This is a genomic window from Rudanella lutea DSM 19387 (assembly GCF_000383955.1).
Taxonomy (GTDB): domain Bacteria; phylum Bacteroidota; class Bacteroidia; order Cytophagales; family Spirosomataceae; genus Rudanella; species Rudanella lutea.
On sequence record NZ_KB913013.1, the window covers coordinates 653029 to 676242 of the forward strand.

Consider the following 23214-nt stretch of genomic DNA (forward strand, 5'->3'; position numbering starts at 1 on the left):
AAATTTACGCCAGGCTGACCATCGCTTTGATAACACCATTGGCCGGATCGAGCCAACCGCTAAATTCGGATTGCACCTCCCCAAATCTCACCCGGTGGGTAATAAACGTCATGGGATTTATCTGACCATTGCGCATGGCAGTCATTACGGCATCGAAATCGGCACGGGTAGCGTTGCGGCTGCTCATGAGCGTGGCTTCGCGTTTGTGAAATTCGGGATGGCTAAAACTAACCGCTTCCCGTTGCAGGCCCACCAGCACATACCGCCCCCCGTGAGCCAGATACCCGAACCCGCTCTCGATGGCCCGGCGGTTACCGGTTGCGTCGATCACCACCGTTGGCATATCCCCCCCGGTAATGGCCCGAATCTGTTCAAGGGCATCGGCCGAGGTCGCATCCACCCGATGCGGAATACCGAGGTGTTTCCCGCAAAACGCAAGCCGACCCGCGTTGACATCGAGTGCAATCACCTGCGCCCCGGCTATCTGCGCAAACAGCATCACCCCAAGCCCGATAGGTCCGGCTCCCACCACCAACACGTATTCGCCCGGCTGAACCTGCGCCCGCCGAACGCCATGTGCGCCAATGGCAAGCGGTTCAACCAGGGCCAGTTGGTCGTCGGCAAGGCCCGTTCCCGGTACCAGTGCGTACGTAGGCACCGAAAGAAACTCGGCCATGCCGCCGTCGGTATGCACTCCGCAGACCTGGAGTCGCTCGCAGCAGTTCGTTTTGCCAACCCGACAAGCAACACACTGTCCGCAATAGAAGTACGGCATGATGGTAACCGTGTCGCCCGGCCGAATGTCCGTTTCCCCGTCTGCCTCAACCAGTTGACCAGCCAGTTCGTGTCCCAGCACACGCGGGTAGGTGAAATACGGCTGCGTTCCCTCGAACGCGTGCAGGTCGGTTCCGCAAATACCGATTCGGGTGATGCGTACCAGTGCCCGGCCCGGTTGAAGCTGCGGCTTTGGGGCCTGTTCGTATGCTAAATGGCCCGGAGCCACACAACGTAATAATTCCATAGAAAAAAGGAAGGTCAGGAACCTCTGCCCAGATAAGTTCAAAGCGCGGGTTCGATACTCCAAAAAGATGCCCAAACTTTTGGTCAATTCAACATTTGCGGGTTACAAGAAGCCGCTTGTCGCCGTTAAGCAACGTAGTCGCAAAAATGTACACATCCCCCCCTTCTTTCAGCCCCACTTTCTTGCGTAACTCTTCTACCGACTGCGGGTAATTCCGAACCGTCAGATTCGCTTTCATACCTGGCACCAGCGCCTGTACGTCGGCCCGGCCTGGTTTGCAGATGCCCTCCAGTTTAAACCCCCGGCCCGGAAAGTTCACTATCGGCACGGCAGACGTATAGAGGTGACTGTGCGGGGCCAGTTTGGCCAACCCAAACCGCTCGGCTACCGCCCGAAACGCACCGGCTTTCAGAACGGCCGCATTGGGTTCGTAGAGGTAGTTTTGCGGATCGGCAAACGACACGGCAACGGTTCGTTCATCACCCCGCCGAAACGAAAATCGAACGGCTGAATCAGCCAGCAGATCCACCGCGGTTACATCAACGGCATCAGCGGCCACCTCGTCGGGCGTGGCCACAAACAACACCTCTTTTACCTCGTGCCGCACCGCCACCACCTGCACCGACACAATACCGGGCAATTGCCGAAGGGTAGCCTCAATGTCGATCAGAGGTGAGGTTTTGAGCAGTACACACGTTGCTTTCTGGCGGAGTAAGGGCCACCAGGCCACCACGTTGGGCTCACAATCATCGAGCCGCACCACACGGCCACCCCGGTCGTCGCGCCGGGCCGGGTCGAGGTAAATCCAGTCGACAGGGGCATCGAGCTGCTGGAGTACCGTTTCGCTTTGGGCGTTCAGCACCTCCACGTTGTGGCACGCTAATTGGGGAAAATTGTGCGTTGCCAGTTCGGCGAGGGGTGCCTGACGCTCCACGTACGTTATGTGTTGGGCTGCGCTAGCCAACGCCCAGGCATCAACGCCGAGCCCCCCGGTCAGATCAACCAGTCGGTTTGGCTGAGGGGTATGGGCCGATACGACAGTGGCTTTATACCGCGCCGTTCGCTCCGACGAGGCCTGTTCGAGCGGGAGGGTCTGGGGGAACAAAACCCCCGGGTTGGCGCACCAGGTAGGAAGTTTGTCGCGCACCCGCTGACGAGCCGCAATCTGAACCGCCACTTTTCGGATATCTATCTGTTTGTTAGCTGCATACCGCAACAATAACTGCTGCACATTGTCCTGAACGTGCGCAGTCATGAAGTCTCTCTCCTCAACTGTCAATCCGATTGATTCCAAAATAATATTGGTTAAAACTAACTTTTTGTTTAATGTCCTTTTAATTTTGTCTGAACCACCAACTGTATCTTACGACTTTTTCCATTTTATCCAACGATCGATGAAGACCTCAAACCCTCTCTATACCTTCTCCACGTACTCGTCCGGGTTACTCCGCAGTGACCTCCCGGCCGGGTTATCCGTTTTTCTGGTTGCCCTCCCCCTCTGCCTTGGTATTGCGCTGGCATCGGGGGCTCCGCTGTTTTCGGGCCTGGTAGCGGGTATCGTCGGCGGAATCGTGGTTGGCTTTTTGTCGGGCTCCGAAATGAGCGTTAGTGGTCCGGCAGCCGGTTTGGCCGTTATTGTGGCCGACGCCATCACAAATGTAGGGGCTTACGAAGTTTTCCTGGTAGGTGTTGTACTCGCCGGTGCCATTCAGCTTGGGTTGGGCCTGCTCAAAGCGGGTAAGCTGAGCAGCTTTTTTCCCGACTCTGTGATCAAGGGAATGCTGGTGGCTATCGGGATTGTGATTGTGCTCAAACAGATTCCGCACGCCCTCGGTCGGGACAACGACTACGAGGGAGAGTTTGCGTTTCAGCAATTGGCCGACGGCGAAAACACCTTGTCTGAAATTTACCGGGCCGTCGAAACCGCCAGCATCGGCGCCCTGATTATCAGCGCCGTATCCCTGGCACTTCTTATTGGCTGGGAGCGTTTGGCCGGCCGGGGCTGGCGTTTTTTCAAAACGCTGCCCGGAGCCCTGATGGTGGTATTTGTAGGTATTGGCCTAAATGAGCTATTTCGGTTGTACATGCCCGAGTGGTACATGGGCGACACGGCCCATCAGCACATGGTACAGATTCCGGTGGTAGCAGCCGACAAACCCTGGTGGTCAATTTTCACATTTCCCGACTTTTCGGCTTTATCAAATCCCCGCATCTGGGCGGTAGGCGCTACCATTGCCATTGTGGCGAGTCTGGAAACGCTGCTTAACCTCGAAGCGGCCGATCAGCTCGACGAACAACGTCGGGTATCTTCAACGGATCAGGAGCTGATTGCGCAGGGCGTGGGCAATATGGTATCCGGGCTGATCGGCGGTTTGCCCGTAACATCAGTAGTGGTACGTACCTCCGCCAATGTGTTTAGCGGGGCCAAAACCCGCGTGTCGACCATTGTACACGGGGTACTGCTGGCTATTGCGGTGTTTGCCGCCGGGTCGCTGCTCAACTACATTCCGCTGTCGTGTCTGGCGGCTATCCTGATTATGGTGGGCTACAAACTGGCCAAACCGAAAATCTTCAAGAGCATCTACAACGATGGCCTGAATCAGTTTATTCCGTTCATTCTGACGGTGCTTGGCATCATCTTCACTGATTTGCTCATTGGCATCACCATTGGCGCTGTCATTGGCGTCCTGTTCATTCTGTACACAAACTCGCAGTCGACGGTAAAGGTGATCCGGCACGGCAAGCGCATCGAAATCAAGATTCTGAAGGATCTATACTTTTTAAGCAAGCCCCAGCTGAAAGTCATTCTGCGCACGTTGCAGCCCGGCGATCAGGTTATTGTTGATGGTACAAATGCTCAATTCATTGATCACGACATCTACAACATGCTGCGCGACTACACCGAAACGGCCAAGGCGCAGGGGATTTCGTACGAACTGAAAAACGTGATTAAAACGAAAAGTGCCCTCCCGAAAGTAGAGCCGATCAAAGAAGTACTGATCAGCTGATACGCTTAAAGATAAAATACAGCGGCCCGCTGTGTGGTTTATCCAACTCCACACAGCGGGCCGCTTTTTAATTACACACCGCGAGCTCTTTACGGTTTAGTTGCCGGGCAAACTGCTCCAGGGCACGTACCTCGGCCACAATACCCCGCGCTTTCTGGAGAATAAGCTCCCCCTCCAGTGTCGGAACAACGGGCACTTGCTGACGATTAAAAATCTCGATATTCAGGTGGGCTTCAAGACAACGGATTTGCTGACTCAGGGTAGGCTGTGTTATGCAGCACCGATCCGCAGCCCGGGTAAAGCTGCGCTCCGTATCAACGGCAATAATGTATTCCAACTGGCGGAGTAACATAAAGGCAAGCAGTTAAGGTGGTTGATGAATGTATTCTCAAACTGATTGCTCTGCGTTTTGTTGGCTTTGCAAAAGATAATTTTGGTAAAATACTATAGATAAACCTCGTTCTACACGCTCAGAAAGGCATTATTGATAGTATCTATTTGACCTCATACGTGCCGCCCAATAAACTTTGTGCAAGTTTTTATCAAATGAATACAAACACTTCACAAACGTTTCGTTTATGCTCAGTCCCTTACGGCATGCACTTTTGGGTATTTTACTGCTTGGCTCCGCACTGATTTGTTCACCGGCTTCAGCCCAGGGTTACTGGGCCGGTTCCAACTACAAGAATGGTTTAAGATTGTACCTGAACAAAGACAGTACGAGCTTCATCCGACTACTCATGTGGTCGCAGATCTGGATGCGCTGGCAACAGCAAAACCCCGGTACCAGTATTTCCGGCAACAACAACGTGCCACAAACCTGGGATGTGGGTATTCGGCGGAGCCGGATTTTAATGCACGGGCAACTGACCCCCCGCATTCTGGTTTTCTGGATTATCGGTGCCAACAACCAGACCTTCAATACCGGGGGCGGGGGCCTACTGACGGGCCCCGATGGCGTCACCGATGGCAAACGGCAGTCGGTGTTTGTACACGATGCCTGGACCGAGTTTAAAGCCAGCCGGGCGTTCTCGTTCGGAGCGGGGTTGCTGACCTGGTCAGGGCTGTCGCGTTTGTCCAATGCCGCAACGCTCAACTTCCTTACGCTCGACTCTCCGCTTTACGGCTGGGCATTGCTCGATGCCAACGATCAGTTTGCCCGCACGTTTGGCCTGTATGCCAAGGGGGAGATTGGTAAACTCAGCTACAGAGCCGTGCTGACAAAGCCCTTCACCATTCCCGAAGCGGCCACCGGCTGGACAACCCCTTACTCGCAGGCACAACGCACGGGCGCAGCCCCTATGACCACGCTGGCCGGGCGCGGGGCAGGCTGGGCCGCCGGCCTCACGGCACTACCCAACGCGTACAATATCTCCCAGTATAACTCTCGTACACTCAACAAACCGCTGTACCAGTTGTACACCACCTACGATTTCTTTGAGCAGGAAAGCCAGACCCTGCCGTTTATGGTTGGCTCGTATCTGGGTACCAAAAAAGTATTCAATATTGGGGGTGGTTTCATGATTCAGCCCGACGCCATGTGGCACCGCTCACCCATTTCGGCCACGCCAACCATTCCGGCGGGGGTATCGCTTACGGCGCAACAAACAAGCGAACTTCAGGCTGGGCGGTATCCGGCCGCGATTACAGGTTTTTCGTCGCTGCCAGAGAATCAGCGTATTGCTTTGCAAACAGCCAACGTCGATACAACCGTGACTGCCATGAAGCATTTTGCCCTCGATAGCTTTCTGGAGCTCCCGCTGGGGCCCGAAGGAGAAAACCGCTCGTCGCTGACGGCCTACGCGGCTCATTACTGGTTCAACTACGGTCCCAACTTTGTGCGCAACGCTGGCACCATGAACTTAGCCAGTGCACCCACGCAACCCGGTTCGCAGCCACAGGCTTTCAATGGAGCCGGCAATACGTACCCAACCTGGGGCACGGGCACTGTGTTTCATGTGCAAGCCGGGTATATGTTCCCCCGGGCCTGGACGCGCAGCTTTGGTCAGTTTCAACCGTATGTGTCGTACAGCCGGGCTAATTTTGAGCGGCTCAATCAGCCCTACAACCTGCTCGAAGGGGGTCTGAACTGGTTGCTGGCCGGGCACAATGCCAAGATTACGGTACATTACCGCCCCCGCCCAATTTATTCGGCGGCCACCAACGAAATACCCGGACAGGAGGGCCTTGGCGGTATGCGGATTACAGACCGGAAATCCGAAATTATTACCCAGTTTTTCATCTTTTTCTAACCGCCACCGTATGAAAAGGGCCTCCTTCCTCTACTTGTCTGTGCTGTTGCTGATGGGGCTTCAGACCAGCTGCATCAATACCAAACCCCGTCCCATGTATATCCCATGCGCCGTATCGCAGGATGTGTTTGTAGAACGCTGTACCAAACTATTGACCGACAACGGCTACAAGATCATCGAGGCAAACCCCACCCTGGCACGGGTACGGGCTACCAAGGCACAGAGCCAATCCAATCAGGGCGAAAATATGCAGTACAATGGCCCCTATCTGTTCGATGCCACCTACACACAGGGAAGCAACATTATCGTTAGTGTGGCTACTACGATTCGGGTGTATCAGGCCGACGAGGCCCCGTTTGTGCTGCAAACGCATAATGAAAGCCGCAATACCAGTTCGGCCGACAAAAAATACTTTGTGCCTATTCTGAACGGCCTACGGAAAGTGTGCGCCCAGCCCTAGCGGAAAACGGACAAAATAAAAGGATAGCAAGATAGAATTAGCTTAATCCGCTAATTTGCTATACATTCGCTAATTAACTATAGATTTTGTCCTACGCCCGCATGGCAACGCCCAAATGCCCTAAGTGTTCAAACACAAACGCCGTTCGTAATGGCGTACTCAATGGTCGGCAACGGTTTCGCTGCAAACAGTGCCACTACAACTTTACGGTTGAAAAAGCAGGAAAGAGTATCAGCAGCTACTATGTAATCAAGGCGCTACAGCTTTATATTGAGGGCGTTAGCTACCGCGAGATCGAACGGCTGCTGGGTGTAAGTCACGTTTCGGTAATGAACTGGGTAAAAAAATACCAGATCAAAGTACCTGAAAACAACAACTATCACCCCACCTATAAAATACTCAGCAACAAAGAGTTAGCGGAGTATTTCAGCAAACCGGAGAATGTGAGTGGCGCGGGCATGATCGTGACGGAGCTGGGCGACAAATTTATGCTGATCAAGTGGGAGCGATTCCGGGAGTAAGAGGATGACGAGGGAATATCTATAGGTTTTAGCATAGCTATAGCATCTATTTCCTTTGGATGAGAGAGATGAGCAGTTTTGACCTGGTTTTCACGACCACCTAAACCGCTACTTGTCTTAACTATGTTGTCCCGTTCCGTAACGTTTACGCTGGCGTTGGCTCTGCTGAGCCTGGCCACCCCCACCCGGCTGCGAGCCCAGGGTTCGAGTGAGTATGGTTCTGGTCTCAAATTCAATCTGAGCCCGGATGGTACCAAGTACGCACGCATTATTATGTGGAATCAGATCTGGTTCCGATCCATGCAAATGAACCCCGGAACAACCGTCAACGGTACTCCAACCGACCGGCTCACCGACGTGGGCGCCCGTCGGCTCCGGTTGTTGGGGTACGCCCAGATTTCGCCCCGCTACCTGATTCTGGTGCATGCCGGTATCAACAACCAGACGTTTGTCAACGGCGGGGCCTCGGGCAGCAGCGGCACGGGCGGCTATGGGCAGGGTAAGAAACCCGGCATTTTCTTCCACGATGTCTGGAATGAATACGCGGTCGTTCCGGCCGGTAAGAAACCCGACGGTTCGGCGGTTAAAAACACGCTTTACCTCGGTGCGGGGCTGCATTACTGGCACGGGGTTTCGCGCATGACATCGGCCAGTACGCTCAACTTTCTGGCCATTGATGCCCCCATTTTCAACTGGCCGCTCATCGAAAACTCCGATCAGTTTGCCCGCTTGTTTGGGGTGTACGCCAAGGGAAAGCTGGGCAAGTTTGAGTACCGGCTCAACTACAATAAGCCGTTTGCCACCAACCAGACTCCGCCCACATCGGGCACGGTGGTTACGCCCGATGTAGCCGTCGACAACAACGGGGTAAGTAAAATGTCGTACGGCGCGTACTTAGAGTATCAGTTTCTGGATCAGGAGGCTAATATTTTGCCCTTCAAGGTTGGCACGTATGTGGGCACCAAACGAGTGTTTAACATCGGCGCGGGTTTCTACCGGCAACCCGAGGGAACCCGCTATTACAGTGGGGGCAGTCTGAAACCGAGTGATATTAATCTGTTTTCTGTGGATATGTTCGCGGATCTGCCTTTTGACGACAAGAAGAAGAATATGGCCCTGACCGCCTACAGTGTCTTCTACGACTACAATTTTGGTCCTAACTATATCCGAAACCTGGGCATTATGAACCCCGGTGCCAACAACCCTGCTTTCGAGGGTAAGCGGGCACTGGCCGGGCCGGGCGATGCCCGCCCGCTGCTCGGTACGGGGCAGATCTGGTACACGCAGGCTGGCTTATTGCTGCCCAAAACGACTGACAAGCCCAAAATGCGGGTGCAGCCGTTCGCAGCCTATACCTACAAGAATCTGGAAGCACTCGGCAAGGCAGGTAGCTATTACGACCTGGGCTGTAACTTCTACCTCGATGGGCATCATGCCAAAATTACCCCCCAGTGGTCTGTACGGCCTATTTACACCGACAAGAACACTATCAGCGATTACAAAGGGGAGTTTCTGTTGCAGGCTCAAATTTACCTGTAACCCATTTTTCACAAACGCATCGTATTCCAATTAACCAATAAAACCTTATTTCTCCCATGGTATCAGAACCAACAACCGCTAAGGCCAGCAGCACCCGCACGCTTGTGAGCGTTATCGGGGCATCGTCTGTCGGGACGCTCATTGAGTGGTACGACTTTTACATCTTCGGCTCACTGGCCACGGTGCTGGCCACCAAATTTTTCCCCGAAGGCAACCCAACAGCCGCTTTCCTTTCTACACTGGCTACGTTTGCCGCCGGTTTTGTGGTGCGTCCGTTCGGGGCCCTGTTTTTCGGGCGGCTGGGCGACCTCATCGGCCGGAAATACACCTTCATGGTTACCCTGATGCTGATGGGGGGCGCCACGTTTGCCATCGGCCTGATTCCGAGTTACGAAACCATTGGCTTTCTGGCCCCGCTGCTGGTATTGATCCTACGTTTGCTGCAGGGGCTGGCGCTCGGGGGCGAATATGGCGGTGCTGCCACCTACGTAGCCGAGCACTCACCAGCCGACAAGCGCGGCTTCTGGACCTCGTGGATTCAGATTACTGCCACTGCGGGTTTGTTTGTATCGCTGATCGTGATTCTGATCACCCGCACCTCGATGAGCAAAGAGGCTTTCGATGATTGGGGCTGGCGGGTGCCGTTCTGGGTGTCAGTCCTGATGGTGTACGTATCGTTCATTATCCGGCGCAACATGAGCGAGTCGCCCCTGTTTGCCAAAGCGAAGGCCGAGGGCAAAACGTCGACCAATCCGCTTAAAGAAAGCTTTGGCAATAAGTACAACTTCAAGTTTGTGTTGTTGGCCCTGTTTGGTGCCACCATGGGGCAAGGCGTAGTTTGGTACACGGGGCAGTTTTACGCCATGAGCTTCATCAAAACGGTGTGTAACGTCGACGCCATTCAGGCCGATAGCCTCATGAGTGTAGCCCTGCTGATGGGTACTCCTTTCTTTATCGTGTTTGGCTGGCTGTCCGACAAAATCGGCCGGAAAGGCATCATGCTCGTAGGTATGCTGGTAGCTCTGCTTACGTATCGCCCTATTTACGAACGGATGTACCAAACCACCAACGTGGCTAATAAACAGGAGGTAGCCGCTGCCACCACCGTCGACTCGGTGGTAACGGCCGACCCCAAAGTAGCGGGCCTGTCGATTATGACCAAGACCGTGAAAAAAGAGTACACCGACGGCACCAAACTAACCGAAGTCACGAAGCTCAAAATGCCGAGCGATCCCGCTGCCGAACCAGCTAAACCAGAAATCAAGAAAACGCTGACCCTCAACGACAGCGACCGCTGGACGCTCATCTGGCTCGTGTTTATCCAGGTGATTTACGTAACACTGGTGTATGGTCCTATTGCGGCCTTCCTCGTCGAGATGTTCCCCACCAAGATTCGGTACACATCCATGTCGCTGCCATACCACATTGGCAACGGGGTATTTGGCGGTCTGCTGCCAGCGGTGGCTACCTACCTCGCTACGGGTGCTAAAGACGCCAACATAGCGGCCGAAAAAGCCGGTGCGGCCCTACCCTACGCAGCACCGTACCTCGAAGGCCTCTGGTACCCGATTATTGTGGCAGCTGTAAGCTTCGTGATTGGCGTACTGTACATCAAAAACCGGCCATCGGCGGCTGACTAACTAACCCTTACCCGTTGGCGGGCTAACTACACCCGCCAACGCCCTAATCATTCAAAAAAACAGCATAAACCGTTTAAAGACATGGACGCAATCAAACGAATAATGGGTGTTGTATGGCTTGGCCTGGCCGCAGTGTGTGGCTACTACGGCCTTACCGCCTTTGGGTTACCCAAACTATCGACGGGTAAACAGGAAGATCTCGTGTTTGGCATCATCATCGTATTTGTCTTGATGCCGATTATCGTGGGAGGTCTGGCTACGTTTGGGCTGTACGCACTTCAGGGCGAGTACAGCGACGGGGCCAGCCGAAATGAGTAGGGTTTCTGGCTAACCGTCAGAAAATCGGATTGGAAGATACAGGCAAACGCTGCACCCGACTGGGTGCAGCGTTTCTATCCCGACCCGACCTTCAGCGCTTGTTCTACTCACCGTAACTTGTCATGAAAACGAAGCGGCTACTTTTCATCAGTCTCCTGTTTGCAGTACTCCTCAACGAACCAGTACTATCAATTGTGAACCAGCCCCGGTTGCTGGCCGGGATTCCGCTCACGTATGCCTATATTTTGCTGGTTTGGGGGCTGATGATTATCGTACTCGTGGCTGTTTTAAATAAACACCAGAACACCGACGACTCGCCCCACGCCGATGAATAGCCTTATTCTCCTCTTCGTATCGGCGGGGTACCTGTGTCTGCTCTTTGTGATTGCCGACATTGCCGAGCGCCGAAGTCGCACCGGCCGGAGTCTGGTCAATAATCCGTACATCTATTCGCTGTCGCTGGCGGTGTACTGCACCGCCTGGACGTTCTACGGCAGCGTGGGCCGGGCCGCCGAACAGGGCGTCCAATTCCTGCCGGTCTACATCGGCCCAACACTCACCGCTCCGCTCTGGTGGATTATCCTGCGCAAGATTATCCGAATCTGCAAGCAACAGCGCATCACCAACATTGCCGATTTTATCTCGGCCCGCTACGGCAAAAGCCGGGGGCTGGGGGTCTTTGTCACGGTTCTCTGCCTGGTGGGTATTATTCCCTACATTTCGATTCAGATCAAGGCCATATCGGGCAGCCTATCCGTGCTCTCGGGCAGAACCGATGGGTACGACGAAAGCCTTTTCCTGACCGACCCTGCCTTTTACACCACCCTGCTACTCGGTACTTTCACCATTCTGTTTGGTACCCGAACGCTCGAAGCGACCGAGCGGCACGAGGGCATGGTAACGGCCATTGCGTTTGAGTCGCTGGTAAAATTGGTGGCATTTGTGGCCCTGGGGGTGTTTGTCACATTCGGGCTGTTCGATGGGCCCGTAAGTATTTTTAGCCGGGCGCTGGAGATGCCCGCGCTGAGGGAGCAATTCACGTTTGGCCCCGGTCACACCACCGGCGACTGGTTCTGGAACTGCCTCATGTCGATGGCGGCCGTTCTGTTCCTGCCCCGTCAGTTTCAGGTGGCTGTGGTCGAAAACGTCAACGAGAAGCACCTCGACCGGGCTATCTGGCTGTTTCCGCTGTATCTGTTTGTGATTAATCTATTTGTGCTGCCGCTTGCCTTTGGGGGCCATATTTTACTGGCCGATCTGCCCATTCATGCCGATAGCTACGTGCTCATGCTCCCGGTTCAGTACGGGCAGAAAGGGCTCGCCTTGCTGGCTTACATGGGCGGTTTCTCGGCCGCAACCGGCATGATTATCGTCGAAACGATTGCCCTGAGCGTGATGGTGAGCAACAACGTGGTGATGCCGCTGGTGATTGGGCGGCCGAGCTGGCAGAGCCGGGTGGGTACGGGTTCGTTTGTAATCAATACCCGCCGAATTACCATTCTGGTGTTTCTGCTGATGGCGTATCTGTACTACCGGGGGGTATCACACCACTTCTCACTCGTTTCCGTTGGCCTTATTTCATTTGCGGCCGTCGCCCAGTTTTTGCCGGCTGTTATTGGCGGTTTGTTCTGGAAAGGGGGTAACCTGACGGGTGCCCGCCTTGGCTTGTGGGCAGGTAGTCTGATCTGGTTTTACACCCTGGTGTTACCCACGCTGGTACCGGCTTTGTTACCCGCCGACCTGCTTACCCACGGCCCCTTCGGCATCGGGTGGCTACGGCCCCAGAATCTTTTCGGGCTGAACACACTCGAACCCATTGCCCACGGTATGTTCTGGTCGCTGCTGGTCAATACCATCGGATATTTGTGGGGATCTGTCAACTGGCCCCAATCGTCAATCGAATACAATCAGGCCATCTTGTTCGTCGATATTTTTAAACTTTCGCGAGCTATCGACAACTCAGTGGTCTGGCGGGGTAAAGTGCTCATTGCCGACCTACGCTCCCTGCTCACCACCTTTTTCGGCCCCGAACGCGCCAACCGGGCCATCCATCGGTACGTCACCACCGATGAGTCGGCCACGCCCAAAAGCCTGTACGCCGACGCCCAATTAGTAACCTACACCGAGCGGGTACTGGCCGGAGCCATCGGCACCGCTTCGGCCCGTACGCTGGTGGCTTCGGTGGCAAAAGAAGAGCCTATTCTGGTCGATGAGATGATTCGGATTCTGAAATCGTCGCAGGAACTGATCCTGGTCAACAAGGAGTTGAAACGCAAATCGGTTGAACTCGAACGCACCACCCGCCAACTGAGCGAAGCCAACGAGCGGCTCAAAGCAGCCGATATGCACAAAGACGATTTTTTGTCGACGGTGACACACGAGATCCGTACGCCCATCACCTCCATTCGGGCGCTGACCGAAATTGTGCACGACACCCCCGACATGGACCCCGACGCCCGGCAGCACTTTCTGGGGACCGTCATTAAAGAATCGGAGCGGCTCACCCGGCTCATCAATCAGGTGCTCGATCTGGAGCGAATCGAGTCGGGTCGGTACCAGCTCTCGCCCGAGCGGCTCTACCTGCCCGAACTGGTGAGCGAGGCCGTCGAGGCTGTTGAACCACTGGCGACCGAGAAAGAAATCCCGATCCGGGTCGATACCCAGGCCGGGCCAACCGATCATGTACTGGGCGACCGCGACCGGCTGATGGAGGTAATCGTGAATCTGCTGTCCAACGCCATCAAGTATTCCGACCGGGCCGCCGGGCCAATCATCATCACCACCCGTACCGATGAGGAGTCTTTACTGGTTTCCGTACAGGATAAGGGTATCGGCATCGACCCCGCGCATCAGGAGTTGATCTTTGAGAAGTTTTACCAGACGCACGCCGTCCGACAAACCGACAAAGGAAGCGGCCGATCCGCCAAATCGGGCCGGGTTCTGAAAAGCAGCGGCCTCGGCTTAGCCATTACCCAGCGAATTATTCATTTGCATCAGGGGACAATCACATTAGAAAGTAAGTTAGGCGAAGGAAGTTGCTTTACCGTTCGACTACCATTGGCTCCGGGAGGGGCTGTCACTTATGAAAAACACTAAGTTCACCGTACTCATTGCCGACGACGAACCGAATATTCTCTTGTCGCTGGAGTTTTTGATGAAGAAAGAAGGGTACCGGGTGCTGATTGCCCGCGACGGGGCCGAAGCCTACGAGCTGATTCAGCGCGAGAAACCCGACTTGCTTTTACTCGACATTATGATGCCGCACATGAATGGATACGAGCTTTGCCAGTTTGTGAAGCAGTCGCCCGAGCATCAGCACGGGAAAGTCATTTTTCTGAGTGCCAAAAGCCGCGAGTCCGAAATTCAGAAGGGGTACGATGCCGGCGCCGACCTGTACCTGCCCAAGCCGTTCTCGACCCGCGAGTTAATGGCCAAAGCGCATGAATTGCTGGCGTAAGGCCATGTATTGTTTTTTGTTTTTGCCTGTTGGGCCTAAAACCACATTCCGGTATGTTGCCAACCTCCTACACCACCGCCCATGAGCGTAGCCTGAACGACCCGGCCGGTTTCTGGCAGGCCGAGGCCCGGGCCATACCCTGGGTGCAGTTTCCCGAACAGATTCTGTCGGCCGATGCGCACGGCTACCCACGTTGGTTTGCCGATGGTGTTCTGAACACCTGCTATGCCGCACTGGACTATCACGTCGAAAACGGCCGGGCCGACCAAACCGCCCTGATCTACGATTCGCCAGTAACGGGTACCGTGCGCCGGTACAGCTACCGCGAGATGCTGGACAAAGTGGCCCAACTGGCCGGGGCGTTCCGGCAACTGGGCGTAGGCCCCGGCGATACTGTGGTGATTTACATGCCCATGGTACCCGAAGCCGCGTTTGCCATGTTGGCCTGCGCCCGCATCGGGGCTATTCACTCGGTGGTGTTTGGCGGCTTTGCGCCCCACGAACTGGCCCTGCGCATCAACGATGCCCAACCAAAGCTGATTCTGTCGGCCTCGTGCGGCATTGAGTTCGACCGGGTGATTCCGTACAAGCCCCTGCTCGACGAGGCTATTCGGCAGGCCACCCACCAACCAGACCATTGCCTCATTCTGCAACGGCGCGAATGTACGGCGTCGATGGAGGCCGGGCGCGACCTCGACTGGGCCCAGACCGTTGCCGGTGCTACACCCACCGAACCCGTACCCGTAAACGCCACCGATCCGCTGTATATTCTGTATACCTCGGGCACAACGGGCAAACCCAAAGGCATTGTGCGCGACCACGGTGGGCATGCCGTGGCGCTCCGGTACAGCCTCAAAGCAGTGTACAACGTGGAGCCCGGCGACGTATTCTGGGCAGCCTCGGACCTGGGCTGGGCCGTGGGGCACAGCTACATCGTGTACGCCCCTTTGCTGGGCGGCTGTACGAGCCTATTGTACGAGGGTAAGCCCGTCCGGACGCCCGATGCCGGAGCTTTCTGGCGGGTGATTGAACAGCACCAGGTAAACGTCTTTTTTGCCGCGCCCACCGCGTTCCGGGCCATTCGCAAAGAAGACCCGGATGGCAAACTCCGCCACCGCTACAACCTGGGCTCGTTACGCACGATTTTCGTAGCTGGCGAACGCTGCGACCCGCCCACGTTGCACTGGCTCGAAGCGGTGTCGGGCGTACCGGTTATCGATCACTGGTGGCAAACCGAATCGGGCTGGCCGATGCTCTCCAACCCGATGGGTATTAGCCCGATGCCCGTGAAAGCCGGGTCGGCTACGGTGCCCGTTTGCGGGTACGACCTCCGAATTCTCGACGAAGCCGGGGAGCCCCTCGGCCCCAATCAGGAAGGATTCGTTTGCCTGAAACTACCCCTGCCACCGGGTTGCCTGCCTACCCTTTGGCGCGACCCGGAGCGGTTCAGGCAGTCGTACCTGAGCCGGTTTCCGGGGTACTACCTCTCCGGCGATGGCGGCTATATCGACGAAGACGGCTACGTGTTTATCATGGGCCGGGTCGATGACGTGATTAATGTAGCCGGGCACCGGTTGTCGACGGGCGAAATGGAAGAACTCGTGGGCAGTCACCCGGCTGTAGCCGAATGCGCTGTGGTGGGGCTGGCCTGTTCCCTGCGTGGTCAACGCCCGGTCGGTTTTGTGGTTCTGAAAGACGACTGGGGCAAAACCCCGGATGAGGCTCTTCCCGCAGCCGAAACATCCCGCACAGTCGAAGACGAACTGGTCACGTTGATCCGCGATCAGATTGGGGCGGTGGCTTATTTTCGGCAGGCCGTCATTGTGAAACGATTGCCCAAAACCCGGTCGGGCAAAATCCTACGAAAGACCATCCGTCAACTAGCTGATGGCGAATCGTTTGCGGTACCCTCGACCATCGATGACCCCGTGATTCTGGACGAAATCCGGGCAGAATTGGCCGCACGGGGCATCGGCCTTGCTTTTGAATAATTTTTTCTGTCGGTACGCAGCGGGGGCAGAACCCCTTTATTTTGCAGCCTAACCACCCCAACGCGTTCCGACGCCATCCATCTATACAAAAACCTACTATGAATTTTCAGCTTAAAACCTTTGCCGAGTACGAAGCAGCCTACCAGAAAAGCGTATCCGATCCCGAAGCCTTCTGGGCCGAGGTAGCCTCGGAGTTTAAATGGCGCAAACCCTGGACCAAAACCCTGCAATGGAACTTCGAAGAACCCAACGTGAAGTGGTTTCAGGGCGGTAAACTGAATATTACCGAAAACTGCCTCGACCGGCACCTCGAAACCCGCGCCGACCAACCGGCGATTATCTGGGAGCCTAACGACCCGCACGAGTCTGGCGTGACGCTCACCTACCGGATGCTGCACGATCAGGTATGCCGGATGGCCAACGTCCTGAAACGTAACGGCGTAGCCAAAGGCGACCGCGTTTGTATCTACCTCCCCATGGTACCCGAACTGGCCATTGCCGTATTGGCCTGCGCCCGCATTGGAGCCGTTCACTCGGTGGTGTTTGGTGGTTTCTCGGCCCAAAGTATTGCCGACCGGATCAACGACGCCAAATGCCGACTCGTGATTACGGCCGATGGCGCCTACCGGGGCAACAAAGAAATTCCGCTCAAGAGCGTGGTCGACGACGCCCTCATCGGGTGCCCGAGCGTGGAGCGCGTAGTGGTCATGACCCGCACCCGCACCCCGGTGGCTATGCTCAAAGGCCGCGACGTCTGGATGGAGCAGGAGCTGAAACAGGTTACAGCCGACTGCCCTGCCGAAGAGATGGACGCCGAAGATATGCTGTTTATCCTGTACACCTCCGGCTCAACGGGTAAGCCCAAGGGCGTGGTGCATACCTGCGGGGGTTACATGGTGTACGCGGCATACACGTTTGCTAACGTGTTCCAGTACAAAGAAAAACAGGTGCATTTCTGTACCGCTGATATTGGCTGGATTACGGGCCACAGCTACATTGTATACGGCCCGCTGGCCTGCGGAGCAACCACCCTGCTATTTGAGGGTGTGCCTACCTGGCCCGATGCCGGGCGGTTCTGGGAGATTGTCGACAAGCACAAGGTGAATATTCTGTACACGGCCCCCACGGCCATCCGGTCTCTGATGAGCTTCGGGCTGGAGCCGGTGCAGAAACACGACCTGAGCAGCCTGGAGGTACTGGGCTCAGTAGGCGAACCCATCAACGCCGAGGCCTGGCATTGGTACGACGATAACATCGGCAAAAACCGCTGCCCGATTGTAGACACCTGGTGGCAGACCGAAAATGGCGGCATCCTGATTTCACCTCTGGCGGGTCTGACCAAGACCAAGCCAACCTACGCTACCCTGCCCCTGCCGGGTGTGCAACCGGTACTGGTCGATGAAAACGGGACCGTTATCGAGGGCAACGGCGTGTCGGGCAACCTCTGCATCAAGTTCCCCTGGCCGGGTATGCTCCGTACCACCTACGGCGACCATGAGCGTTGCCGCCAAACGTACTTCTCTACTTACCCCGGCATGTACTTCACAGGCGACGGCTGTCTGCGCGACGAAGATGGCTACTACCGGATTACGGGCCGCGTCGACGACGTGTTGAACGTATCGGGCCACCGGATTGGCACGGCGGAAGTCGAAAACGCCATCAACATGCACACGGGCGTGGTGGAGAGCGCCGTGGTGGGCTATCCGCACGACATCAAAGGGCAGGGCATCTACGCCTACGTGATTACGGAAGCCCTCCCCGCCGACCACGATGCCGACCTGACCAAGCGCGACATTCTGGCCACCGTTACCCGCGTGATTGGGCCTATTGCCAAGCCCGACAAGATTCAGTTTGTGACGGGCCTGCCCAAAACGCGCTCCGGCAAGATCATGCGCCGGATTCTCCGCAAAATTGCCGAGGGCGACGTGAACAACCTCGGCGACACCACAACCCTCCTCGACCCGGCCGTAGTGGACGAGATCAAGGCAGGGGCGCTGGTGTAGCTTTATCATGCTGAGAAGCGAAGCATCTTCACTACAAATACGCCGGGCTGCGAGGTCCGGCGTATTTGTTATATTTGAAGGGAATGTTACGCTCACAACAAAAATAATTACCCACCTGTAAGCCACTTAACATTCTGCGAGCAGATCAACTCTCTCCTTACATTATTCCTAAAACAACCTCTCTTATGCATCTTCCTCCCAAGTTTCTTACCCTGATTTTCTGGCTAACCGCCCCCCTCACCCACCTCCACGCCCAAAATACACTCACAGCCAAAGAGAAAGCCGACGGCTGGCAACTGCTCTTCAACGGGCGCAACACGCAGGGCTGGCACACCTACAACGGCAAAGGGGTTGGGGCCGCCTGGCAGATTCAGGATAACGCTCTGCACCTTTCGGTACCTAACCGGGTAGGCAACAAAGCCGCCAACGGGGGCGATCTGGTAACCGACGCGACCTTTACCGGCGATTTTGAATTCAAAGCCGACTGGAAAGTTGACCGGCTCACCAACAGCGGTATCTTTTTCTTCGTGCAGGAGTCGCCCACACACAAAAACGTGTATGATACGGGGCTGGAACTACAGGTACTCGACAACGCGATTTATGGCGAAGCCGACGAAAACAAACACCGGGCAGGCGACTTTTTCGGCGTTGCCAACGCTCGGGTGCGGGAGGTTAACCCGGTCGGCTCGTGGAATCAGGTGTATGTCAAGAAGCAGAAAAACCGGCTGACCGTAACCCTCAACGGCTTTACCATTCATGAGTTCGACCTGAATGGGGCCGATTGGAAATCGCGCCTGTCGGGCAGTAAACTGAAAGACGCGCCCATTGGCAAGGGGTTGTTTGCCGGGCGTATCGGATTACAGGACTGGGGCAGCCCCGTCTGGTTCCGAAACATCAAAATTCGGCGATTGTAACACCCGCCCATCCTCTGGCGCCCACTTTTTTTAGGGACCCAGAATAATCTACTAAAACACAAGACTGTATAGGGAGTTGATTCTTTGAGAACCACTTCTCCGCATACAGTTATGGAAAACAACGAAAAACAAACCCCTAACGGCCACGTGCCCCTGCCGCCTAATGGCTCAGGCCCCACCAACGGCAGTACCGAAACCGATCAGACCCTGACCACCCGGCAAGGGCACCCCATCACGGATAACCAGAACACCCGCACGGTTGGGCGTCGGGGACCGGCCACGCTGGAAAACTACGCCTTCATCGAAAAAATCACCCACTTCGACCGCGAACGCGTACCCGAGCGGGTGGTACACGCCCGGGGAGCCGGGGCACACGGCTACTTTGAAGCCTACGGAACCGTGGGCGATGAGCCGATTAGCCAATACACCCGCGCCAAATTGTTCGGTCAAAAGGGCAAACAGACGCCGGTGTTTGTACGGTTTTCGTCGGTTATTCACGGCGGACACTCACCCGAAACCCTCCGCGATCCGCGTGGCTTTGCCGTGAAGTTTTATACCGAAGACGGCAACTGGGATTTGGTCGGCAATAACCTGAAAGTATTCTTTATCCGTGATGCTATGAAGTTTCCGGATCTGGTGCACGCCTTCAAACCCGATCCGGTCACCAACATACAGTCGGGCGAGCGCATCTTCGATTTTATCTGCAACACGCCCGAAGCCATGCACATGATCACGTTTCTGTTTTCGCCCTGGGGCATTCCGGCCAACTACCGACAAATGCAGGGCTCAGGCGTAAACACGTACAAATGGGTAAACGAAGCCGGCGAAGCCGTGCTGGTGAAATACCATTGGGAACCTAAGCAGGGAATCCGCAACCTGACGCAGGCCGAAGCCGAACAAATTCAGGCCAAAAACTTCAACCATGCTACGCAGGACCTGTTTGATGCCATCGAGCGGGGCGACTACCCGGAGTGGGAACTTTGTGTGCAGATCATGAGCGATGACGAGCACCCCGAACTCGATTTTGATCCGCTCGACGATACAAAAATCTGGCCCACGGATAGGTTTCCGTTTCTGCCAGTCGGCAGAATGGTGCTGGACCGAAACCCGCAAAATTACTTTGCCGAGGTAGAGCAGGTGGCGTTTGGTACGGGGGTGCTGGTAGATGGACTGGAGTTTTCGGACGACAAGATGTTGCAGGGCCGTACCCTCTCCTACTCCGACACGCAACGGTACCGGGTGGGGGCCAATTACCTGCAACTGCCCATCAATTCTCCCAAAAAACGGGTGGCTACCAACCAACGCGATGGACAAATGGCCTACAACGTCGACATGGCACCGGGGCAAAATCCACGCGTCAACTACGAACCGTCTATTCTGGGCGGCTTGCAGGAAGCCCCAAAAAGCGGAGCCGACTACACACCCCGGTACGAAGCCAATCTGGTAAGGCAAAAAATTGATCGGCAGAACAACTTCAAACAAGCCGGCGAACGATTCCGGGCCTTTGAAGACTGGGAACGCGACGACCTGATTACGAACCTCGTAAATACCCTGAAACCCGCCGACAAACGGATTCAGGACAAAATGGTGGAGCTATTCAGTCAGTGCGATGAGGAATATGGCCGACGCGTACGGGAAGGTTTACAGGCATCTGATACCGATCAGCATACGAGCGGTCCTATCGGCAGCGCCAATACCAACGAAGCCGTTCGGCAGGCCGAAGAGCAGTCGCACACAGCTCAGCCGTATTAGCAAACGAAACTGTCTGAGTGAATGCATAATGTAGAATGCACAATGTAGAATGAGCAATGATTTACAAGCTACTAATCGGCAGGGTAAATCATTATTCATTCTACATTATGCATTCTACACTTAACTGGCCCGGCTTGCAGGTTCTACACATACCGCAACCACCCTTTTTCGGGGTGCGCGGCCTTGTAACGGCCATACCACCGGCAAAGCGGATATAGCCCGATAACCACCCCCGCCCAAACCAGATACACCCAGCTCAACTCAACCCCTGACCCTTTGGGCCGCCCAAACGAAAACGGCGCGGGGTTCAGATTCGCGAGCGAAAAGCCCTGTAGCACCAGCAAGCCCAGTAAAATCAGATGCACCATATACCAGTGCAGAATGTAGTAAAACATGGGTACGGCTCCGTACACTGTGAGTACCCGACTCATGGTGTTCGACACGCCATCGGACCAGGCCAGCAACAGCAGCGCAATACCCAGCATGAGCAGGCTGTACAAAAGCGACGGGGGGTATTTGCTCACGTTGATAAACGACAGAACCGTAAACATGGGGGTAGCCTGTACCGACCAGGGCGCCCCATCGCCGTAACCATTCAGGAACCGAAGTCCTACGAACAGGAGCAGAGCCCCCAGGCCCAGACGCGTCAGTTGCCGCTTGCGCTCGTGTAAGGGCTTCTCGAACAGCGGCCCCAGCCCAAACCCAACCAGCATAATACCCAGCCAAGGCACAACCGGGTAACCGACCAGCACGGCAAAATCGGGGGATAGTTGAAAAAAGTTTGTCTGAAACAACAACGCCCACACAAACCCAAGGGTTGGGTTTGGGGGCAGCGTAACCAACGCCAACAGGTTATGCCCGAACAGGATAACCAACCCGACTATACCCAACGTACGGGCCGGAAAACGGGCCAGAACCGACAGGATCACAAACCCTGCCCCGATGGCATAAATCACCTGCAATAGCAAAGCACGAAACGGGATTTCGAACCAGAAAGCAAAATTGACTATGGTCAGCTCGAACAGGATGAGCACCAAACCTCGCTTCAGCAAAAATTGGCGGGCGACTCCGTCGTTCCGCTTCCGCAGCGACAGATAGGCCGATGTGCCCGACAAAAACACGAACGTAGGCGCGCAGAGATGCGTAATCCAGCGGGTCAGAAAAAGCGGGGCCGTAGTGGTAGCCAGGTTAGTAGGGTCCTGATCGGTGGCCGTCACGTGCAACAGGTCGCGCACGTGGTCGAGGGCCATAATGACCATCACCAGACCCCGCACCACATCAATGGACGTAATACGCCCGGTTGTACTTCCGGTTACGGGCGATACAGAAAGGCTACCGTCGGTTTGCATAGCGGCACTGACTGTTATCCGATTTCACAAAATACGACTTGTAATTGAGTGCTTTGGGGTCGGTGCAACCTTTCAGATTGAGCAGTTCGACCCGCCGGAAATCAATCGGATGGCTCTCGGCCTGCAAGGCAATGTAACCGCTACCGAGAGGGGTATTCTGACGCTCCATCCAGTAGCGTGCACCGGCTTCGTCGATCCCGGCCGAAAGAAAGGTGTAGTCTTTACTCACAAAGCCGCCCCCCACTTCGAGCCGATTGTAGGTAAGCACCGTATCACCCTCAATAATATGGTGAACAACCGAATCGCCCAGCACAACGGCATCTATCGTCACCCAACCGTCGCCGTCGTAGGTTTTCGAGTCCGAATCGATACAATGAGCCGGATTTAGCTTACCATTCATGTACACCTGCGTGCCGGGCGTACAGAGGTTGGCTGTGTGCCGGGGGCCTTTTCCCAGGCCCCCCAACATTTGTATTTCGAGCGATACCGGAAAATCCTGTTTTAACGTAAGACTCTTCGCCGACTGCGAATGCACCATCACCCCACTGTTGCGGACGTTCCAGGCCGCGCCACCGGGCGTCTGATTGCCCACAAACCGGTAGGTAAACCGCAAAATGTAGTGCGAGTACGGCTTGTTGTAATAAATGTGCCCGTACTTCCCGTCGAATTTCTGGTATTGGTCGTAGGCAATGCGCAGCATTCCATTTTCGACCCGGAACGTGTTCAGGTAATTGTCGTTGAGTGAATGTCCGGCAATCTTAATGTCCCAACCGGTTAAATCCTTGCCATTAAATAACGACTCCCAATCCTTCGGGCTGGGTTTGGGCTGCGCCCACGCAAACGATAGAACACTACACAGCAGCAGGGCTGACAATACGATTCGACGGAGAAGAAACATACAAAAGGCTGGTCAAAGGCGACAGGGTTACAAAAACGCAAAAGCTTGGGGCAGGGCGTTTTTACCTCATTTATTGACCAGCGGCACCCGG

General features: G+C 55.3%; 19 protein-coding genes. 14 read left to right on the forward strand and 5 right to left on the reverse strand.

The window, feature by feature from the left end; translation table 11 throughout:
• Positions 1 to 4 precede the first annotated feature (4 nt).
• Together RUDLU_RS0102865 and RUDLU_RS0102870 are read right to left on the reverse strand one after the other, a co-directional pair.
• Entirely contained in the window at positions 5 to 1021 is a 1017-nt protein-coding gene (locus RUDLU_RS0102865) for a zinc-binding alcohol dehydrogenase family protein (protein ID WP_027302702.1), read from the reverse strand.
• 88 nt (positions 1022 to 1109) lie between these two features.
• Entirely contained in the window at positions 1110 to 2276 is a 1167-nt protein-coding gene (locus tag RUDLU_RS0102870; protein ID WP_019986842.1) for a class I SAM-dependent methyltransferase, read from the reverse strand.
• Between the two features lie 139 nt (positions 2277 to 2415).
• On the opposite strand from RUDLU_RS0102870, the gene RUDLU_RS0102875 reads away from it, so the two are divergent.
• On the forward strand, positions 2416 to 4029 hold the full coding sequence (locus tag RUDLU_RS0102875) for a SulP family inorganic anion transporter (RefSeq protein WP_019986843.1): 1614 nt from the start codon (positions 2416 to 2418) through the stop codon (positions 4027 to 4029).
• A 67-nt stretch (positions 4030 to 4096) separates the two neighbouring features.
• Here RUDLU_RS0102875 and RUDLU_RS0102880 read toward each other — a convergent pair whose 3' ends face one another.
• On the reverse strand, positions 4097 to 4381 hold the full coding sequence (locus RUDLU_RS0102880; RefSeq protein WP_019986844.1) for a LysR family transcriptional regulator: 285 nt from the start codon (positions 4379 to 4381) through the stop codon (positions 4097 to 4099).
• A 226-nt stretch (positions 4382 to 4607) separates the two neighbouring features.
• On the opposite strand from RUDLU_RS0102880, the gene RUDLU_RS0102885 reads away from it, so the two are divergent.
• From RUDLU_RS0102885 to RUDLU_RS0102945, 13 genes are all read left to right on the forward strand, one after another.
• Positions 4608 to 6281 carry a hypothetical protein gene (locus RUDLU_RS0102885; protein ID WP_019986845.1) on the forward strand — a complete coding sequence of 558 codons (1674 nt, stop codon included), beginning with the start codon at positions 4608 to 4610 and terminating at the stop codon, positions 6279 to 6281.
• 10 nt (positions 6282 to 6291) lie between these two features.
• Complete coding sequence (locus RUDLU_RS0102890; RefSeq protein ID WP_157580076.1) at positions 6292 to 6741, forward strand: hypothetical protein; 450 nt, start codon at positions 6292 to 6294, stop codon at positions 6739 to 6741.
• 101 nt (positions 6742 to 6842) lie between these two features.
• Entirely contained in the window at positions 6843 to 7262 is a 420-nt protein-coding gene (locus RUDLU_RS0102895; protein ID WP_019986847.1) for an IS1/IS1595 family N-terminal zinc-binding domain-containing protein, read from the forward strand.
• Positions 7263 to 7385: 123 nt separating this feature from the next.
• Positions 7386 to 8801 (forward strand): hypothetical protein, encoded by a 1416-nt coding sequence (locus tag RUDLU_RS0102900; protein WP_019986848.1) that lies wholly within the window; start codon positions 7386 to 7388, stop codon positions 8799 to 8801.
• Positions 8802 to 8857: 56 nt separating this feature from the next.
• Positions 8858 to 10441 (forward strand): MFS transporter, encoded by a 1584-nt coding sequence (locus RUDLU_RS0102905; RefSeq protein ID WP_019986849.1) that lies wholly within the window; start codon positions 8858 to 8860, stop codon positions 10439 to 10441.
• 81 nt (positions 10442 to 10522) lie between these two features.
• Positions 10523 to 10759: a DUF6814 family protein gene (locus RUDLU_RS0102910; protein ID WP_027302704.1), complete on the forward strand. Its 237-nt coding sequence runs from the start codon at positions 10523 to 10525 to the stop codon at positions 10757 to 10759.
• Positions 10760 to 10881: 122 nt separating this feature from the next.
• A complete protein-coding gene (locus tag RUDLU_RS0102915) occupies positions 10882 to 11094 on the forward strand; it encodes a hypothetical protein (protein WP_019986851.1) in 213 nt (70 codons plus the stop codon).
• Complete coding sequence (locus RUDLU_RS0102920) at positions 11087 to 13855, forward strand: sensor histidine kinase (protein ID WP_019986852.1); 2769 nt, start codon at positions 11087 to 11089, stop codon at positions 13853 to 13855. The genes RUDLU_RS0102915 and RUDLU_RS0102920 overlap by 8 nt, the downstream gene beginning before the upstream one ends.
• On the forward strand, positions 13842 to 14216 hold the full coding sequence (locus RUDLU_RS0102925) for a response regulator transcription factor (RefSeq protein WP_019986853.1): 375 nt from the start codon (positions 13842 to 13844) through the stop codon (positions 14214 to 14216). The genes RUDLU_RS0102920 and RUDLU_RS0102925 overlap by 14 nt, the downstream gene beginning before the upstream one ends.
• Before the next feature lie 53 nt (positions 14217 to 14269).
• Entirely contained in the window at positions 14270 to 16207 is a 1938-nt protein-coding gene (locus tag RUDLU_RS0102930; RefSeq protein ID WP_019986854.1) for a propionyl-CoA synthetase, read from the forward strand.
• A 98-nt stretch (positions 16208 to 16305) separates the two neighbouring features.
• Positions 16306 to 18210: an acetate--CoA ligase gene (acs, locus tag RUDLU_RS0102935; RefSeq protein WP_019986855.1), complete on the forward strand. Its 1905-nt coding sequence runs from the start codon at positions 16306 to 16308 to the stop codon at positions 18208 to 18210.
• Between the two features lie 185 nt (positions 18211 to 18395).
• Entirely contained in the window at positions 18396 to 19124 is a 729-nt protein-coding gene (locus RUDLU_RS0102940) for a 3-keto-disaccharide hydrolase (RefSeq protein WP_019986856.1), read from the forward strand.
• Positions 19125 to 19235: 111 nt separating this feature from the next.
• A complete protein-coding gene (locus RUDLU_RS0102945) occupies positions 19236 to 20876 on the forward strand; it encodes a catalase (protein ID WP_019986857.1) in 1641 nt (546 codons plus the stop codon).
• Between the two features lie 143 nt (positions 20877 to 21019).
• Here the strand turns inward: RUDLU_RS0102945 and RUDLU_RS0102950 are convergent, their stop codons facing one another.
• Positions 21020 to 22225 (reverse strand): acetyltransferase domain-containing protein, encoded by a 1206-nt coding sequence (locus RUDLU_RS0102950; protein WP_019986858.1) that lies wholly within the window; start codon positions 22223 to 22225, stop codon positions 21020 to 21022.
• Positions 22209 to 23123 (reverse strand): 3-keto-disaccharide hydrolase, encoded by a 915-nt coding sequence (locus RUDLU_RS0102955; RefSeq protein WP_019986859.1) that lies wholly within the window; start codon positions 23121 to 23123, stop codon positions 22209 to 22211. The genes RUDLU_RS0102950 and RUDLU_RS0102955 overlap by 17 nt, the downstream gene beginning before the upstream one ends.
• Positions 23124 to 23214 lie beyond the last annotated feature (91 nt).